Raw genomic sequence first — 16,949 nt, 5'->3', positions numbered from 1 at the left:
CATCCCAGTTGTGATAAGACATATGAGTAATATCAAGTTGTTTTCATGGGGTTTAATGCACCAGTCGGACTGTTGAGTGTTGAGTGTTAATCCTTAACAGTCAGTCAATGTTAAACACTCAACGTTAAACACTCAACATAGGTAAGCTAGAGCGCGTGTCGCCTATCAGCTATCAGCCAACAGCCTTTGGCCACAGTACTTGAGGAGCACACCGCAATTGAATCAAATAACCTGACCACTGACTGCTGACCCCTGACTGCTTACCAACATAGTCTCAACGTAGTATAGACACGCCCCTATCTAGGGCTTAGTCTTGTAAGGTTTAGTCTTCATCCATTATATTCCCTTTGTCTACCCGTTCTAACTGCCACAGAATTTGATTACCTTCACGCCTGACCCTTGACACAACCCAGTTGCGCCAAGACCAGTGGTTACCCCGACTAGTGACAGCGCTGGCGTTGACATCCATTAAATCCGCCAGTTCAGAACTACTAATCAGGTAGCCTTGGCTGGCAATTTCATCCGCGATGTGTAGAGTTTCTACCAGATTACGCAGTTGAGCAACTCTCACCTCACGGGGTAATTCGTCAGTTGTACTAACAGAAGAAGAAATAGCTGATTCCATAATTAAAACAGAAGATATATATCGATGAGGTAGAAATGCTCGATTATATAGTTTAGGTAAAGTAACCCATCAGTAGTATAGGAGTCTGATATCCCTGTTACTATCTTTGGTGAAAGATTACCACCGAAGATAAAGGTTGAACAAACCCCTGTCTCCAGCAATCCCTAACAAGACCCCCATCTGTCTTGCCTAAAATTAAAACACTATTAGTCAAACACTACTAGACCAATCCGGTAAGCCCCCCACAGCACAAAGTCGTGAGCTACGAACCCCTACATCACAAATATCGTCCCCAGAGATTTGCGGATTTAGTGGGGCAAGATGCGATCGCAAAAACCCTAACCAATGCCATAGAGAGTGAGCGCATTGCCCCTGCCTATTTGTTTACTGGCCCTAGAGGTACGGGCAAAACCTCTTCGGCAAGGATTTTAGCTAAGTCCCTCAACTGTCTCAAGACTAATTTGCCAACTCCATTGCCTTGTGGGGAATGTCAAGTCTGCCGTGAGATCGCTGGTGGTTTAGCCTTGGATGTGACTGAGATGGACGCAGCTAGTCATACCGGTGTAGATAATATCAGGGAAATCATTGAACGGGCTCAATTTGCCCCAGTCCAGTGCCGCTACAAAGTGTATGTGATCGATGAATGCCATATGCTTAGTACCGCAGCCTTCAACTCCCTTCTCAAAACCCTGGAAGAACCGCCGGAGCGGGTAGTCTTTATCTTGGCTACCACAGACCCTCAACGGGTATTACCCACCATTATTTCCCGCTGCCAACGTTTTGATTTTCGCCGCATTCCCCTAGAGGCAATGGTGTCTCATTTGAAGGCTATTGCAGTTAAGGAAAATATCGCTATTACACCAGATGCCTTAACCGTAGTGGCACAAGTGGCTCAAGGGGGGCTCCGGGATGCAGAAAGTTTGCTAGATCAACTGAGTTTGTTAGATGAACAGGTCACGGTAGAGCAGGTTTGGGATTTAGTAGGGGCAGTACCTGAACAAGACTTACTGGCATTGCTAAACGCGATCGCATCTTCTGAACCGGTAGCAGTACTAGAACAATGTGGCTATCTGATCGATAGAGGTCGAGAACCCCTAGTTATCCTACAAAATCTGGCTAGCTTCTACCGAGATTTGTTAATTGCTAAAACTGCTCCTGCTCGTAATAATTTATCAGCCATCACCCTCCCAAGCTGGCAGAAGCTGTGTGAGTTAGCTATACAGTTGGATTTGGAGAGTATTTTACGTGGTCAACAGCATCTAAAAGACAGTGAACTTCAGATCAAAAACACTACCCAGCCCCGTCTGTGGTTAGAAGTAACTCTAATGGGGTTATTGCCAGGGGCTCTTGCCTCTGAATCCCTAGAAACCTCACAGTTATCCCCTAAAAATCCATCAGTCAAACCCTCAGCACCTGCGGTGAAACCTAGGCACCAGCCTAACCTAGCACCAGTTGGGAGACATCAGCCCAGAAAAGAGCAATACAATCAACCAAGCTCTGGCCGAGATCAGACTACTCCTAAACCAGAGCATCCAAGTAAACAAGCTCAGAAACCCAAGACTCAGCAGCAAACTGACGAGCCTAAGCCTCCAGAAAGGTTAGGGTTTCAACCACACCCAGACACCTCTAGTAATGGCATACCCAAAACCCCTGATTTAGTCTCAACCTCAACATCGAATCAGGCGGTTGACCATAGCGCTAGGGTTGAGCGAGATAGCGAGGTTAGCAACCAGCCCTACCAAATCGAGCAGGTTTGGCAACAGGTCATTCATAATATCGAACTGGATGGCTCTAGAGAAATACTGCGTAGCAACGGCTGTTTATTAGCTTTCAATGGCCGAGAGGCATCTATTGGCATCAAAAAGAAGGGTGTACAAAAGCTCATACAAGGAATGTTGCCCCAAATTCAAAAGGCATTTGCCAAAGTCCATCCAGGTCATGTGAAAGTTAATTTCCAACTAGTAGGAGCAAACCCGTCCCAGACCGCTCCTCAATCAAGAGTGACCCTACCAGCAGTACCAACTCAGAAATTACCTCCACCAATCACTACCCCAGAAGCACCACAGGAATCTTCAAACAGCAAGGGGGATTCAAAGGGGGATTCAACCGAAGCCAAACTAGTTGTGCCACCTAGCACCAGTGACTCTTCAAAGACAGCGGTAAACCCTTCCCCCCAACCATCCCAGCCAGAAAACCTTACTCCTCCTAGCAATTCTGAAACATCTGAAGCAGCGGAGACTGTATTATCCAGCCCAGCATTATCTAGCCCAGCATTATCCAGTCCAGTATTATCCAGGCCAGCCTATGACTTCCCTGACTTAGGCTGGGATGCTGATCAAATAGAGCAAGCTTTAGGAAAAATTAAAGATTCTTTTGGCGGAGAAATTATTGATTTAAATGATGAGCTGAGTAATAATGAAGTGATGCCCAAAGAGCCATTAGTAGAGTCGTTTGTCAAGGATACTCAGGGTACCTTTGACCAAGAGCAACCCGAATCATCAGTAGCCGAAAATCAACCTGATCCAAGACCGTTTTCGATCAAGATTCAGAATAGGCCGCAAGAGTTAGAATATGATGAAAATGGTGAACTCCCTTTTTAGAGTTATGATCAATTTGAGAATTGGGGTACCAAAGGGAACAGCGGATCTGGGAATAGGGAGTCGGGAGTCGGGAGTCGGGAGTTGGGAACTTTGGATCAAGAATTATCACAAATAATTTAGCTTCCCTCGAATTGGGAATTGGGAATTTCAATTCCTAGGCTCATAGGCGAGGCAAAATTTCTGGTAATAGCTGACCTGGAACTTTGGAAAGGGCAAAGCTTTGTCCCGCAGGACCATTTTCCCGAGAAAATGCCCGAATGGTGTGGATCAGGTAGTTCAGAGAAATTTGGTAGGTTTCGGGTTGATCAACTGTACCCATACAAGCTTGCACATGTTGGTGTAGGGCAGCTTCTAAATGAGTTAACTTAGACCCTTTGGTTAAGGAAAATTGTGGCTGTGTCCCTAGCTGGAAATTCACTAGCCCCAAGTTGTTGTAGGTAGCGATAATATCAAAGTTAACTGGTACAGGTGATCTGTTCTGGTTAGGGACTTGCTCAGAGGGGTGTGGTTGATATCCTGCGATCGCAAGAGCATTTTCATAAGCCGTTATACATTGCTTAAGGTATTCTACTTTTGCCCCATATTCCTCCTTTAACTGGTCGGCTAAGTGCCAGTAGGCGGTACCTAGGTTATTCTGTGTCGCAGCACAGCCAGCTGGGTCAACCTCCGATTTCCGGTATTTGAGAGCATCTTGATAGGCATATATGGCTAGCTTCAACCAGACTGTTGGTTGTTCGTGCTGGGCAAGACTCCAGTAAGTCGTACCCAGGTTATTTTGAATCATTGCCCAATTTTGAGGATTGGCTGTGGTGTCATGATGAGAAATGGCTTCTTGGTAGGCTGCGATCGCTTTCTTTAAATTAGGCACTGGTGATTTATATTGCGCTAGATTCCAGTAAGCCGTTCCTAAGTTATTTTGGGTTGAAGCATATTTAACCAAGTCATGGTCAGCACCGCCATAGCCCAAAGCTTCTTCATAGGCGCAAATAGAATTTTCCAGATTTTTAGCTAAATCTTGGTACTGGGCTAATTCTCCATAAGCTGTTCCCAAATTATTCTGTATCATGCTAAAAATTTCCGGAGATTGTTCCGCTAAAAAGTCAGTTACTGCTACTTGATAGCATTTAATGGCTTGCTCTAAATAAGAGACCATCAGGTTGTCATTGTTCGGACAACGAGATAGCATCCAGTAGAAATTTCCCACATCATTGAGGATAGCGGATTCTTCGATAGGTGTGAATTTTGACCATTGCAGCGCCTGCTCATAAGCCTGGATTGCGATCACTAAGTTTTCCTCAGAGGCATCTCCCTGTTCAATCAGGTAGCGATAATGATTGCCCAATTCAAGATAGGTTTGGCCTGTAGATGGTTTTTGAGTTCCAGGTTGCAAGTTATTTGGTTCAGAGTTATCTTGTGGTGTTTCAGTTTCAGTTGTCGGTGGCAGGTTATTTAGTTGTAAGTTATCTTGTCGTGTTTCACTGTGATTTTCAAGTCGCACATTCTTTGGTTCAAAGTTATCGTTTGATGTTTCAAAATTAAAACTTTTAACTGTCAACACATCCTCTTGCCGTGACAGTGTCTCCACATCTTCCTGACCAGGATCGATTACTGTTGTTGAAGGGGGTAATGTGTAGGAAGCCTCTGGTGTATCAGTAACCCGTTGGGATAGGGGTGTTGGTTCTCCTTCAAACTCAAAGAAACCAGTGTGCTGTTGCCAAAATTCTGGTACCGACTGCTGAATGGAATAAAACCAAGGTCGTGGCAACCAGAGCAAGAAAGTCAGTTCCCAGTAGCTGAGATTATTCCCAATTGACTGTAAATGCCTGAGAAACAATCGTTGCAGTGTTGCCGGTTGCCGTGTTAAGTTTTCTATACCCAGAATCTGAAATCCCGGTATACTCTCAGAAGTGTAAGATTCCTCATGGTCGGTTAACCATTGACTAATCTGAGCTACGGGATTGGGTTCGCTCAGATTTAAATTCAAGCTGACCAACTTTGGGTAACCTTGGTGGTTCCTTGACCCGTTTGCTCCAGATAAGCCTAACTCCCGGTATAGTTGATCTGCGAGGTGGTTCCGCAGATTCAGGTCATCACACACTGCCAAAAAAAGCTGGCGGCGCAGACCAATGCTCAAAGCGAGTTTCAAACGTTGATAGGTTTGCCGATTCCAACTGGAAATTTCTTGATTTGAGGCAATGTCCGTTACTATCATGCTGGCATAGGTGTCAGAGCAAAGGGATTACATATCAACCTTTTCCTGGTTTTGTTGCCTAAGTCAGGATTGAACTTGAATATTCTGTGATCGTGGCTTAATTTATCAGTACTTAGCACTCAGGACGATTTTAAGAGAAGTATTCTTTAAGTATCATTACAAAATAAATTACCTCCTCCTCTTCTCGATAATGCTTACAAAATCAGGATTTTGATTTTGTAAAATCGGTAATTATTTTTGTGTGAATACTTATAAATTACTTAGGATTACTATATCCGTATTTATAACGATTTTTGAAAAAAAATCTATAAAAATCAGCAATTTCAACTATAGCTATTACTAAAATTTTAGTCAACAATAGATTAAAGTATATCGCTGTTTACTAAATTATCGTAAGCAATCAGCAATCAGCAATCAGCCGTCAGCCGTCAGCCTTTGGCCTTTGGCACCTCAAGTAGCACCTCAAGTAGCCCATAAGCTAAATGCTTACTTTTCTATTAATTAGTTACACATATTTTTACCTATTTACTATTCCCGATTCCCGATTTCCGATTCCCAATTCCCGATTCCCGATTCCCGTTCCCCTCCTGGGAGGGGTTAGGGGTGGGTTCCGATTCCCGATTCCCGATTCCCGATTCCCGATTCCCTGTTGCCTAGAAATGATTAAACTCAATCAACATTTAATATCCTATTTAGGTAGCTGCGCCTTATCTGCACTGGTGCTGTTTCCAGGATTAGCTAAAGCTCAGGTTCAAGTTTCTCCTTTAGTTATTGAAGAAGAAGCAGAACGAGGTCAAGCCAAAGGTATCATCAACGTCACCAATCGCAGTAATAAGGCGTTTCGAGCCCGTGTCTATGCGACACCTTTCACCTATGATGAAAATGGGTTTGAGGCGTTGGAATCTAGCTCTAATGACTTAACCCCTTATCTACAATTCTCCCCTCGTGAGTTGGTAGTAGAACCAGGAGTAACTCGCCGCATCCGAATGATTTCCCGCTTTCCTCCTAGTATTGATAAAGGGGAATATCGGGCAGTGATTTTCACAGAAAATCTGGAACATTCTCAGAATAATAGTCGTGGTGTAAGTATGGGCATTGTACCTCGCGTTGGTGTCACTGTCTATGTACGTCATGGAGATATTTCTCCCAAATTGACCGTAGAGGAAGCGAGCTTTGATCACAAGAATCAGCAGATTCTCTTACAGGTTAGCAACAGTGGCAATGCCTCTGCACGTCCCAAGGTGGAGTGGACTTTGAAACAGGGAAGCACTACGGTCACCACTGGCAAACAAAACGAATGGACAGTTATTGCTGGGGGAGAACGGAAGATTTCTATCGGATATCCTAGTCATGCCAAGGAATTGACAGCTGGACAATACCAATTGACTGGAACCTTGCTTTGGGGCGAAGAAGAGAATCGACAAAGTGTGCCTTTTAGTATTAATCTGACTGTTCCCACCAGCACCACTGCTCAGAGTAATTAACCTGAGGGCGTTGCTTAATAATAGAATGATTTTAAGAGTTTTGTGGAACAGGCATCTTGCCTGTTCCCTGGTCTGTGTTCGGGTGCATCTCCTAAAAGTTGTTTGACCCAGCAGTGGTGCGTTACGGGCAGCAACCCACATTCCGCAGGTTCGTCCTCAATTTGAATAATTTTCTCTTTGCTTACAAGCCAAAGCTATATCCTGCTCCCAGTTTCATTGATTTGAGTATGAAGAGCCATTTTGCCCAGCTTTATTCTCAATTGGTTAGGATTTTTGAGAATGGCTGAACTTGCGATCGCCCCTTTAGGGCGCGCCAAAGGCGATGAAGCGTTCGCGAAGCGTGGCCAAAGGCCTCAGCTTCCGCGCTTATGCGATCGCTCAGTTTCCCATAGTGTCGTAAAAAATATTCTATATCCAAGCTAACCTGCGGAATGTGGGTAGCAACCTAAGCGTCGCTACGAAGCGAAACATGAAGCCCCCCCTGAAGCACCACTAGCAACTGTTCCCTGGTCTGTGTTCCATTAAACTAAGCCAGTGAGTCACCTCACTTACTCGTCTACCCTTCGGGAAGGTTACGCCAACAAAACCGGGCGTGAAAGTTTCCCTTCACCCGGCTCCTCGTTGAAAGAACCATTGTTATTGGTACCTCTAACATGGTTAGAACCGTGTTTTTTTTCCATCATGGCAGTGTAGATGAAGTAATTCTAGATTTTTATCCCAATTACTTTCACCTTGTGAGCGCGGTATGATATAATTTGTATGCAATAAATTTCCATCTCTGTTCGCGAAGCGTCGGCTACGCCAAAAGTAAGACCACAGTCGGACCACTTCCCTTTTTGCCTTTTCAACAGCCTGACCATTAAAACGGTATAAAACGGCATTAAGTGTTACAACGTAGACACTTGACATTTAACTAGCGCTAGAGTATCATTAAAGTATCGCTACAGTCATTAACGATGGCCAAAAAAATAGGAGCAACCAAAAAGATATCAACTCAGATCGTCCCTGTTGTTGGGATGACTGAGTCGGTTGAGTTTGAGTTGCTACAGGTAATGAAAAAACTTGGCATCGTTAGGGCTGAGTCCTATAACAAACTGGGCAGTATTAACCACTGGGGACTGGACTGGAAAAAAGCTTACCCAGAGATTAGGAGCTTTAGGACAAATGAATCTTTAGGACTGCCTTCTAAATTGATGGAGTGGACGGTCAGTGATGTCGCCAAAGCCATTACGGCGAGCCAAGCGGCTTGCACTGAAGCGGTGATTAAAAAGATTTACAAAAGGTTTCCTGGAAAGGGTAACCAAAAGATAAGGAAAGAGCTTTGCAAACAGCTTAAGACTTTGGCATTTCTAGACAGTCCACTCCTGCACAGACTTATCAGAAAAGAGTTCCAGAGAGGACATTCTTGGGTTAAAAATCAGATAGTTTACCAGCAGGGAGGGTACAAATGCCAAAGACTCTCTCGCAATACTTATCAGTTAGAATTAGCTGGTTTAAGAAGAGGAAAAAGGAACAAGATAGTTGTTAAATCTAATCGCCAAATAAGTGGACAGATTAGATTAATTCACAATCAACTCCTGCAAAGATTTGAGATTCATTTTTTAGTTGATTATGGAACTGTAGAAATCCCCGCTGAACGTCGCTCTGTAGGAGTAGACAAGGGATACACAGAGGCTTTTTATGACTCAGAGGGTCAGGCGCACGGGAAAGGCTTGGGTAAATTGGCTACCAAAAAGTCCGACCGTATATGCTCCAAAAACCGCCATAGAGGAAAGCTTTGGTCACTTCACAAAAAATTAGAGAAAATAGACCCAGGTAAGTCGGCTCGTATCCTTAAGAACAATCTAACTAGAAAAACAGAAAATAAGCGTTACAGGCAAAATCAATCAGAGATTGCGGCTGTCATAGGAGCCGCATCTAAATCCCTTTTTAATGGGGAATCACTAAAAGTATTTGCAGAAGATTTAACACAACCGATTAAAGGAAAACGTCAGCCATTGGCGATGTCTCGCAAGCTTAATAGCTGGATGAAAGGTCAAATGCGGGACTCCTTGCAAAAATGGGCTGATTGGACTGGATCTGTTGTAACAGAAGTGCAGCCTAGCTACACGTCGCAAGTTGACTCCGTGACTGGAACCCTTCTAGGGAAAAGGAGCGGGGACAATTTTACCAGATTTAATGGGGTCGTGTTGCAGGCTGACCATAATGCTGCCAAAAACATCCTTGCTCGGGGTACAGACAAGGAAATTTCCCGGTACATGAATAAAACCGAGGTTCAAGCAGTATTGTTGCGTCGTACCGCGCGTTTCTTGGAAGGTATGGGACTGAGTCTACTAGATGCAGTCGAGCTTGGTTATCTTGATTGTAAACATAGCAGAACTCAGGCTTTCAAGCAACTCCTGGGCGGGATTCCAGGAACGTCTAAATAGATGAGTGGAAGGCTTAACTCCGGTTGCTGTATGACCACTCCTCACTTAGACCACAATAAATTGCACCTTGACCGTTTAATCCGGTTTTGTCATGATTAATACCGGTTCAAGAGTATCCCTTGTCAATTGAGCTGGTCATTTCAGGATGTTTTCCCATTCTGATACTCCAGTAAATGTAACTTCTCAATTACCCCTGCACCCCCTGTTTAGGATATATGTTGGCAGTCCCTTTGCCAAAAGTATGTGAATCTGTTATAACTCAGATATGACTGAAATAACTGTACTGGATACTCTCAACGACACAACCGACCTCCCAGAGGAAGAATCTCTGCGCTTGTTTGTGCAACAGCAGCAAGCAATAATAGGGTTGTTGGCGGAGCAAAATCAAGCATTAGATAAACAGGTAAAAAAGAGCGTCTTTATCGGTTAGATCAGGCGGTGATTTTAGGGGAGTGTGGTTTAGTCAAAGAAGCTAATCAACAAGCTGAATAACCATTAGTTTATTGGGGTAATAATAAAGTTAACAACTTTTTACCTGATTTTAACTTAGTAATGGAGGTCGCCCAAACAGATGATATTAAATTGTTAACCAACTTGCTAAATGTCTATCAACTAGCTAATTGCCAAGAAGAAGCTATTACGCTTCAATAAATCATTCAAACAAACCATCAAAACATCTAAATTTGAACCATATTGATTGGTTTGTTTACCATAAAAAATAATCAAAACCAAATAAGGAGACGTCTATCATGTCTAACAAAGCATTGCAAACTCTACAATTTATCTTTCAAGATCGTCCTGATGTTTTACGACTATTTGATTTCAGAGAAGTAGATTTAAGTGGTCGTGTAGATGAAGAATGGTTAAAAAAACAATCTGAAAAAGAGTTATTTCCAAAACCTGTTAATTTTTATGCTACTGGACGTACAGGTGCAGGTAAAACTACACTAGCAGTTACTTTGATAGATCCTGAGAAAAAATTAGCAAATACTATTAATGATGTTAATAATGATGAGGTTTTTGAAAGTTCAGGTAAAACAGATTGCACTTGGATGGTAGTTTTCTTTAAAATGCGTAGTAACTTATGGTATTTTGATCTTCCTGGTGCTGGGGGTTGTAGCGATACATACGAAAATATTAATCGAGCTGCTTTGATGCTTCCCCAGATTGATGATGAAGATGAGGAATTAATACCTATTGATAAATTTGAGTTATGGAATTGCTCAGATTATCCTACTACTAAAAAAGTTGTCAAAGAAGATATAGCTGTAGAGCAATGGCAATCCCCCGAAAATCAGGAAAATTGTAAACCTGATATTATTCTTTATGTGGTTGCTCCTCATACTCAATTTGTGAAACCAGATCGTAAATATTTAAAAGCTTTACTGAGAAAACAGAAAAAACAAACTGATAAAAATAAAGTAATTTTTGCCCTAAATATTCATTTCACAGATGATGGAACAAGAATAACCAGTCAAGCAAGTGTAGAAGATGCAACGCAACAAATAACTAAAATTTTTAAAGAATTTTACCCTAATGAATCTGTGCCTATTGTTGAAATTGACTGTAAGCAAGGGACAGGAATTAATCAAATTACCAAACTAATGCTTACAATGTTACCAGATAATAAAATTGGTAACTTTAAACAAGTTTTACCCGATCAACTGAAGGAATTTGCTATACAAGAACGTAGTTGCCGTTATCGCAAAGCATTAATTCAGATTGCAAGTCGTTTAGCTACTCGTAAAGTAGATGAAAAACAAGGTAATCAAGACTTACTCAATGAAGCCTATATGGCAGTTGCTGATTATGGTATTCGAGTTTTTCAGGAAGAAGATGCTACCTTGGAAGCTGCAAAAGAATTGAATGATACAATTGTTCAGTTAGCTCAAGAGGCCAAAATTTCACGAGAAGAAGCGCAAACAATCTTAGTAGATCGGATTGTTTATAACGACCAGGAAGTCGAAAAAAGTGAGTATGTACCTGATTTTCAAGACGTAGAAGTTGAAAAGCAAGTTATAGAATATGAACAATCTCAAGAATCAAGACAAAAACCTGTAGATGGAGAAGGTTCTCCTGGTGGTATGGCTGGTGGGCCTGATCTTGGTGGTATGGCTGGTGGGATTGATCTTGGTCAATTAGCAGGTGCAAGTGCTGCTGCCTTTAGTGAAATGGCGAGTGGTACAATGGCGGCAATAGGAGCTGGTTTAGCAACCGGCGGATTAGCATTTCTACCTGTTCTTGGTGCTAGTATGTTTGGTGCTTCTGGAATGGGTGGAAAGAAAAAGAAAAAACAAGTTCCTGTTAGTGAGGATGTGATTAAACCCGTAGTTAAAACTATCACAACTACTGAGAATAAATTTATGGGCATGAAAGAAGTTAAGAAAAAAGTTTTAGAAAAAGTGCCAGAAGTAATACAACAAGAACAAGAGATAGGAAAAAAATATTTACAAGGTGGTTATCCTGTTGTTGAAAACTTGTTATCTATTGGCTTAGGCATTGAAAGTGCTAATGGAAAGCAAAAGTTGGAAACTGATTTTCAGGAAATAGTAGAAGTAGGGCGTCAAGAAACTCAAGCAATATTATTGCCATATAAGGAAGCGATTAACTCCTTTGCTGTTAGCGAGAATGAAGAAGAAATTAGCCAAATTTTAGAAAGAATTTTAATCTAACTTTAGAACCTTGTAACAGAGTGGGGAAATCCTAACTATTCCCTGCTCTAGATTTAAAAAGTATTCTTTAAGCACATGTTAGGAACAAAAAACTATGTATTTCCAACTTAAGCCTCCATCCATTTCTAAAATTCGTGCCAAGTTTATCATTGAAAAGCTTGGCAATTATCCTAGAAATATTGATAATATTAACTTATTTTTTACAGGTAGAACAGGAGCAGGTAAAACGACATTAAGTAATCGTTTGCTTGGTAGTGATTACTTCTTGTCTACAGGTCATCAAGATTGTACTAAGGAAATTAATCTAATTGAGTTTCCTATTGGTTTAAAATGTTTTGATACTCCTGGTGTTTGTAGTGATGAACTCTTAGAAAATTATAATCGAGTTGCTTTAGGAATTAATCAAATTGAGGATTGTCCCATTGTAGAAGACCTTACTTTAGCAAGATATCGAGAAAATTGTTCTGCTCCTCAAGAAGAAAATCTTAGTATATCAGAATTTGTAAATCTAGAATTTCAGCCAGATTTAATTTATTATCTCATAGCACCAGAAAAACTATTTACGAGAGGCGACCGCCAATATTTAAGAGATTTACTAAAAGTTCACCAAAATGTTATTTACGTTTTTAATATGTTTGTTAACAAGCAAACAGGGATGAGCTATTTTGCAAAAGACGCAAATATTCAAGACACAGCTACCCAAATTTTAAAAGTTCATCATAAAGTTTTAGGACAACATTCTCAGCCTGTTATTATTGGACTTAATTGTTTTACAGGAGAAGGTATTTCAGACTTATTACATCAGTCTTACATAATGTTAAAAGGAAATAAAGGTAAACTTTTTCAAGAATTAATTCAATATCAACAGCAAAAAACTCCTGATGAATATGTTAATCAAGTTAAACAAGAATTAATCCGATTATATGCTCATGGTGCTTGTCAAAGAGCAACAGGAAGTGATACTTGCGATCAACCTTTACATCTACTATCTTATAGTCTTTTTGATTTTCTTGTCAGTCTTCCCATTCAGTCAGACCAAGACGATAATTCTATTGCTGAACAGGTTAATAAGATAGTAAGCGATGTTTTTGATAATCCAATTTTTGAAAAAAGGTCTGAGTCACTGGAAGATAAGTTTGAGTATTTAATTAGAACCAAAGAATATATCTTTACAGAAAGAATTGAGTATTTTAATCAATTAATTAAGACTTCTGTTTTTGATATACAAAAACAAGCCTATGACCTCAGAAATCAAGAAGTTGAAGAATGGGAAATAGAAAAAGAATCTGTTAAGCAAAAATTAGATGAAGACTGGGATAGTATCTTAGCAATAATTCAAAAACTAGATAAATTAAATACTTTACTTGAATCCCTTAATCAAGAAATTGAGGAACTTATTGATGAGTATAATCCCCGTATTGATGCTAATAATTCTCGTTACCTTGACATTTCATCACGTCGTCATAATTTCAACTCTCGTTTTGATCGTTGGAAAGATAGACTTGATAAGTATAATGCTAATATTGACAGGATTAACCGTAGTTCGTCTAGATTAACTTATGAATCTAAACGGTCTCTTGATAGAGAAAGTGATTATCTTGAGCAAGAAAGAAGTTCTATTAAATCAGAAGATAGTTATATTGAATCTCTAGAGGCAGAATATCAAAAAAATGTTGAATGTCTTAAAGAAGAAAAAGCTACAATTCAAACTAAAATTGACCAGCGTGATGCTAAAAAAGAAGAATATGGACGCCAAAAAAAATTACTTTTAAACAAATTAAAAGAATATAATCTTTTAAAGAAAAATGCTCAGGATGACAGTAAGTTTTGGTTTGAAGTGATTAAATATTTTAACGACGAATTAAGTGCTATTGATGACAAAATTGAGCAAAGAATTGAAGAAATTAACCTTCATATTCAAGAAATTAGAAATCCTCTCTCCAAAGACTATCTTGAAAAATTTACTACAATAGAAGATGCGATTGATGAGTTGCAGGAATTAATTAACCGTTGTCTTGATGAAATGGCTGTCTTTGAAAACCAAATTTTCACTTTTAATCAAGAGCTAAATTATTGTATTTTCAAGGTCAATATCAATAAAAGGGTAACCCAAGTTTTACAAAAAACGACAGAACATTATTTTGATGAAACGGGACAATTTGAATATAGATTTAGTCATTACCATTATTTTGGTAAACATGGAATTACTGTTTTATTAGCATTGACAACAATGATATTTTTTGATATCGCTCAAGACTATGATTTTTTTTATAGTGATTTACTCCAAAAAGTAGAAAACTTGGGAAGTTTTCCGGAAAATCCAACAGAAGCTCAAATATATAACTTATTGTCTTGTAATTATAGTTTATTATTTGAACCTGCTTTTGATAACAAAATCAAACAAGCTGTGATGACAAACTAATTAGGAGAAATAGTAATTTTAAACTTATAGAGATATTCACCAGCCACCAGTGGTGTCAAAGATTCAATGGATAGAGAAGCCACAAGATCGTAGTTAACAGACTCATTAGTTTCTACTGTGGATTGGTCTCGATTATCAACTACTTGACCATTTTTTGAAAGTATCTCAATAATTTCCGAATCTGGACTGCCACTCATCGGACGACCTAAGATGCCATACTCTACCTGAATTGCTTGCTCTAAAAGTTTCCGAGACCGCTCATTTAAGGGAATCAATTCCCCAATACTGACGGTGACGTTAGAATTAAATATTAGGTTACTTCTAGCGGGTTGCTCAACCGTAGAGGTCAATCGATTGGCAGAAATTTCTAGGCTGCCGATTTCTACGTTAACAAATGAACCGACTCCCTCCACGGTTCCAAAAAACATAAACTCCTGGTCGGATGTGGCTAACTGGGCACCAGCACCTATAGCACTAACGGCTATGCCCAAGGCAGTTATCGTAGTAATGACTAGGGATTTTATCAGTTTTTTTGACATGGTAATTTCCTGGGATAACGTTACGGTTTTATATCCGTATTATTCCCCTATTACCATTCGGATTATTCCCAAAGATATACGAAATTTATATAATTATTACTTTTTATTACTTACTAGTTATTAGTGGCTGATGGATCACATATAGCTGAATTTTTATATAGTGAACCTTTGGCTTAGATTAACAGATTGTAAACTGGCTATAGCAATCCTAAATAATTTGTAAAATCAGCAAAATATAAAATTTTTGTGGGGCAAGGGTTATAGCGATAGCTTCGGCCACTATATTTCAAGGATCAGATCGGATTGCTATGTATACTTAATGGCAGTTGAGCACAGGAGAAAAATAATAATGTATGAAGTGTATGGACCGGCACCGTGGATCAAGACCGAACGTTACGGGATCACAAAGACGCTCCCTCCTGAAACGTCTGTAATTTGGTACAAGGCGCTTCTGCTGTGTGCCAACGGGGATGGAGAACTCACACAAGCAGAACGGGATTGGGTAATTGGTCACGCCACAACCTATCATCCTGAGATGAGTGAAAGTCAAATTGATGAAGTGAGGAATTATAACGGAACTGGCTCTACTGATGACATAGAAAAACTTGTGTTCAGTGATCCACTCGCCAAAAAAGGACGTTATGCGTTAGTTTACGAAGCAATTCAGGCTTCGGCTGCTGATGGTGAATATAGCGACGGAGAAAAAGCCACCATTCGTAAGATGGCTGCGAAGTTGGGAATCTCTGAAGACAAGGTGATAGAACTGGAGAACCTTTATGAAGAAGAAAAAGCATTTCGGGAGAAGCGTATCAAAATCTGGCACCCTGAGGGGATACCAGGTGAGGATGCTTAGAACAGTTCAAAACTAGCACTCTATCTACGAACAGCAACTACTGCATCAATTGATCGCAGCCGCTGGGTTTCAAGTAGTTCAAAGTCGGCTTTATGTTCGTGCCACGGCCTGAGGGAAAATTCGGATTCTAGGATCAAGTGTCGTGAGACATCGGTAAGTGAAACGGTAGATTCTGCTGCGATCGCAAACAAATCAAAATGAGCAAGTCCACGCACGCAGCGGTAGAGCGCCCGCTGGTGCGTCCCAGTCAGCTCGGCTAACTCCGACACAGGTAAGGGGCGTGCAGCAAGATGGTCAAACACCCCAAGCCCAATACAAGTTTCCGTGAAATAGGAGACTATCCGATAGTCCAATATGCAAAACATCTGTTGATAGGGAATCATTTTGATTGTTGTCCTACAGATGAGTAACCGTTTATTGCGGTAATTTACCTAAACATAGGTTTTGTACTGCTAGGAAATGCCCGATGGCATCTTCATAGGATGTTGCGAAAGACTCATTGAGCAACCTGCGCGTGTTTTGCAAGACTTTAGGATGGATCGGCATCAGTGCCTCCTGAGATTCCTGAATCGCCTTTTCAAAGGTCGTTGCTTCGCATTGTCGATCGACAATCCCGAATCCAGCAGCTTCGGCAGCGGACCACTGGGCACCGGTGAAAAGCAACCGACGGGCATGGCCAATTCCGGTATATTTGGCCAGTCGGAATACACTCATTCCAGGCAGGTAACCTTCTTTGACTTCCGGCGCTTGGAACACTGAGCGGGTTGTTGCTACACGATAATCGCAGGCAAGGGCCAATTGAAAATGAAAACGAGTGCAAAATCCATTAATACAAGCGATCGAAGCCCCCGCCAAACGTTCCAGACGCACTAAGAATTTTTCCCACTTGCTGCAATGGTCAATATCGGGAGGAGTTGGATTAAGGGATTGTTGCTGGGTACTCAGCCCCTGAAATACGATCAGCGTACAGGCGCTTTCATCTTCCAGGTAATCCATCAACTCAATTAATTCGGACAATAAGACCAGATTCAATCTACTCGAATCTGGCCATAGTAAATTCACATTAGCGATCGCATCCTGTTCGGTCAATTTGATAGTTGTGTATTGCTTCAT

Annotated in this window: 13 protein-coding genes; 7 read left to right on the top strand and 6 right to left on the bottom strand. The window is 40.8% G+C overall.

What is annotated here, in order from left to right:
- Positions 1–322: 322 nt before the first annotated feature.
- Positions 323–625 (bottom strand): hypothetical protein, encoded by a 303-nt coding sequence (locus BJP34_RS31750; RefSeq protein ID WP_008188499.1) that lies wholly within the window; start codon positions 623–625, stop codon positions 323–325.
- Positions 626–882: 257 nt separating this feature from the next.
- Between BJP34_RS31750 and BJP34_RS31745 the strand changes: the two genes are divergently transcribed.
- Positions 883–3,225, top strand: coding sequence for a DNA polymerase III subunit gamma/tau (locus tag BJP34_RS31745; RefSeq protein WP_070395789.1), 2,343 nt, complete (start codon positions 883–885; stop codon positions 3,223–3,225).
- A gap of 160 nt (positions 3,226–3,385) precedes the next feature.
- Here the strand turns inward: BJP34_RS31745 and BJP34_RS31740 are convergent, their stop codons facing one another.
- Complete coding sequence (locus BJP34_RS31740; RefSeq protein ID WP_070395788.1) at positions 3,386–5,437, bottom strand: tetratricopeptide repeat protein; 2,052 nt, start codon at positions 5,435–5,437, stop codon at positions 3,386–3,388.
- Positions 5,438–5,919: 482 nt separating this feature from the next.
- Between BJP34_RS31740 and BJP34_RS31735 the strand changes: the two genes are divergently transcribed.
- A complete protein-coding gene (locus tag BJP34_RS31735; RefSeq protein ID WP_229424122.1) occupies positions 5,920–6,921 on the top strand; it encodes a P pilus assembly protein, chaperone PapD in 1,002 nt (333 codons plus the stop codon).
- 657 nt (positions 6,922–7,578) lie between these two features.
- Here BJP34_RS31735 and BJP34_RS37900 read toward each other — a convergent pair.
- Positions 7,579–7,830 carry an HNH endonuclease gene (locus BJP34_RS37900; RefSeq protein ID WP_083305447.1) on the bottom strand — a complete coding sequence of 84 codons (252 nt, stop codon included), beginning with the start codon at positions 7,828–7,830 and terminating at the stop codon, positions 7,579–7,581.
- 47 nt (positions 7,831–7,877) lie between these two features.
- Between BJP34_RS37900 and BJP34_RS31730 the strand changes: the two genes are divergently transcribed.
- The 4 genes from BJP34_RS31730 to BJP34_RS31720 all read left to right on the top strand — a co-directional run bounded on the left by BJP34_RS31730 (position 7,878) and on the right by BJP34_RS31720 (position 14,444).
- Positions 7,878–9,350, top strand: coding sequence for a zinc ribbon domain-containing protein (locus tag BJP34_RS31730; protein ID WP_070395787.1), 1,473 nt, complete (start codon positions 7,878–7,880; stop codon positions 9,348–9,350).
- A 265-nt stretch (positions 9,351–9,615) separates the two neighbouring features.
- The gene (locus BJP34_RS44920) at positions 9,616–9,780 is read left to right on the top strand and encodes a hypothetical protein (RefSeq protein ID WP_158517571.1); all 165 of its coding nucleotides are present in this window, start codon (positions 9,616–9,618) and stop codon (positions 9,778–9,780) included.
- 319 nt (positions 9,781–10,099) lie between these two features.
- Entirely contained in the window at positions 10,100–12,022 is a 1,923-nt protein-coding gene (locus BJP34_RS31725; protein WP_070395786.1) for a hypothetical protein, read from the top strand.
- Between the two features lie 94 nt (positions 12,023–12,116).
- The gene (locus tag BJP34_RS31720) at positions 12,117–14,444 is read left to right on the top strand and encodes a GTPase (RefSeq protein ID WP_070395785.1); all 2,328 of its coding nucleotides are present in this window, start codon (positions 12,117–12,119) and stop codon (positions 14,442–14,444) included.
- Here the strand turns inward: BJP34_RS31720 and BJP34_RS31715 are convergent.
- Positions 14,441–14,983 carry a hypothetical protein gene (locus tag BJP34_RS31715; protein WP_070395784.1) on the bottom strand — a complete coding sequence of 181 codons (543 nt, stop codon included), beginning with the start codon at positions 14,981–14,983 and terminating at the stop codon, positions 14,441–14,443. The two genes, BJP34_RS31720 and BJP34_RS31715, sit on opposite strands and share 4 nt — an antisense overlap.
- A gap of 349 nt (positions 14,984–15,332) precedes the next feature.
- Between BJP34_RS31715 and BJP34_RS31710 the strand changes: the two genes are divergently transcribed.
- Positions 15,333–15,836: a TerB family tellurite resistance protein gene (locus BJP34_RS31710; protein ID WP_070395783.1), complete on the top strand. Its 504-nt coding sequence runs from the start codon at positions 15,333–15,335 to the stop codon at positions 15,834–15,836.
- A 20-nt stretch (positions 15,837–15,856) separates the two neighbouring features.
- Here the strand turns inward: BJP34_RS31710 and BJP34_RS31705 are convergent, their stop codons facing one another.
- Entirely contained in the window at positions 15,857–16,219 is a 363-nt protein-coding gene (locus BJP34_RS31705) for a methyltransferase family protein (protein ID WP_070395782.1), read from the bottom strand.
- Positions 16,220–16,250: 31 nt separating this feature from the next.
- Positions 16,251–16,949 carry an enoyl-CoA hydratase/isomerase family protein gene (locus tag BJP34_RS31700; RefSeq protein ID WP_070395781.1) on the bottom strand — a complete coding sequence of 233 codons (699 nt, stop codon included), beginning with the start codon at positions 16,947–16,949 and terminating at the stop codon, positions 16,251–16,253.

Source organism: Moorena producens PAL-8-15-08-1, assembly GCF_001767235.1.
In the GTDB taxonomy this organism is placed as follows: domain Bacteria; phylum Cyanobacteriota; class Cyanobacteriia; order Cyanobacteriales; family Coleofasciculaceae; genus Moorena; species Moorena producens_A.
This window is presented reverse-complemented; position numbering and strand designations above follow the sequence as displayed.